2 protein-coding genes are annotated in these 1,902 nt (G+C 43.8%); both read right to left on the reverse strand.

The window, feature by feature from the left end:
• Window positions 1-1,134 (reverse strand): redox-regulated ATPase YchF (ychF, locus tag AB4653_RS24865; RefSeq protein WP_372105564.1); only part of this gene is annotated, 1,134 nt, incomplete at its 3' end.
• 10 nt (window positions 1,135-1,144) lie between these two features.
• Window positions 1,145-1,735: an aminoacyl-tRNA hydrolase gene (gene pth / locus AB4653_RS24870; RefSeq protein WP_010439162.1), complete on the reverse strand. Its 591-nt coding sequence runs from the start codon at window positions 1,733-1,735 to the stop codon at window positions 1,145-1,147.
• Window positions 1,736-1,902 lie beyond the last annotated feature (167 nt).

The following is a 1,902-nucleotide window of genomic DNA, read 5'->3' on the forward strand; positions in this document are numbered from 1 at the left end:
GCCAGTGAATTCACTGGCCTTTTTCGTTTTCGCTCTTTCTAAAGAGCTTCTTATCCAAAAGTGAACAACATCACCGTCTTTAACGATGTATTCTTTGCCTTCAAGACGCCATTTACCTGCATCTTTTGCTCCGCTTTCACCGCCAAATTCGATGAAATGTTCGTAACCAACTACTTCTGCACGGATGAATCCTTTTTCGAAGTCGGTGTGGATCTTGCCTGCAGCTTGTGGCGCAGTCGCACCTACAGGGATCGTCCAAGCGCGAACTTCTTTAACACCTGCAGTGAAGTAAGTCTGAAGAGTAAGTAGTTCGTAACCAGAGCGGATCACTCGGTTAAGGCCTGGTTCTTCGATACCCATGTCTGCAAGGAACTCTTCACGATCTTCATCGTCAAGTTCAGAAAGCTCAGATTCGATTGCAGCACAAACAGCAACAACAACGTTGTTCTCTTTTTCTGCGTACTCACGAACTGCGTCTAGGTAAGGGTTGTTTTCAAAACCATCTTCAGCAACGTTTGCGATGTACATTGTTGGCTTAAGCGTTAGGAAGTTAAGGTAGTCGATCGCCGCTACTTCTTCTTTAGCAAGTTCAACAGTACGAGCCATACCACCTTCTGTCAGGATAGGTAGTAGCTTTTCAAGAACCGTAGTTTCGAATTTAGCGTCTTTATCGCCGCCTTTTGCTTTTTTAGCATTGCGGAATATTGCACGTTCACAGCTATCTAGATCGGCAAGAGCAAGCTCAAGGTTGATCACTTCGATATCTTCGATAGGTGATACTTTGCCTGAAACGTGAACGATGTTTTCGTTTTCAAAGCAGCGTACAACGTGACCGATAGCATCAGTTTCGCGGATGTTAGCTAGGAACTTGTTACCTAGACCTTCGCCTTTAGATGCGCCAGCAACTAGGCCTGCGATATCTACGAATTCCATTGTCGTTGGAAGGATCTTCTGTGGATTAACAATTTTTGCTAATGCATCTAAGCGTAGATCTGGAACCGGAACGATACCTGTGTTTGGTTCGATCGTACAAAATGGAAAGTTTGCTGCTTCGATGCCTGCTTTAGTCAGTGCGTTAAACAGAGTTGACTTACCAACGTTTGGTAGACCAACGATGCCACATTTAAAACCCATGATATAAACCTTATTCTGCTTTGAACGTATGTAAGCGATTTTGTGCTTTTGGTAGGCCATCTTTCAATAAGATGTCTAGGCTACGAACCGATTCGTCAACGACAGCCTCGATACACTCTTGCTCTTTCGCAGGAGCTTTGCCTAATACATAACCTGCAACTTTATCTTTGTGTCCTGGATGGCCAATGCCTAATCTAAGACGATAGAATTCTTTATTGTTACCCTGCTTGCTGATGATGTCTTTCAGACCATTATGTCCACCATGACCACCACCTTTTTTAAACTTACCAATACCTGGAGGGAGGTCTAACTCATCGTGAGCGACCATGATCTCTTCTGGTTTAATTTGGTAGAACTTTGCCAGTGCTGCAACTGCTTTGCCGGATAAGTTCATAAAAGTCGTTGGGATCAGCAAACGAAGATCTTCACCATGAACCATGATACGACCCGTTAGGCCAAAGAACTTTGGTTCGTTCTTCAGTGTCACGTTGTGTACACGTGCTAATTCTTCAACTACCCAAGCACCCGCATTGTGGCGAGTTTTGGCGTATTCTGGACCTGGATTAGCCAGTCCAACGAGAAGTTTTATTTGTTGGCTCAAGGTATGGATCTCTCTTGGGATTTCAAAAAGCGCCGTATGATATCACAGTTTATGAAAAAGGTGCGAGCTAGCTGATAGCAACTCAATGATTCAAAACTGTGGTCAAATTCACTTTGTGGTCGTTATACCAATCGTAGTAAATAACTGGTCACCCTAGCTGGTTAAAA

The organism is Vibrio sp. 10N.222.48.A3 (assembly GCF_041475345.1).
Classification (GTDB): Bacteria; Pseudomonadota; Gammaproteobacteria; order Enterobacterales; family Vibrionaceae; genus Vibrio; species Vibrio tasmaniensis_A.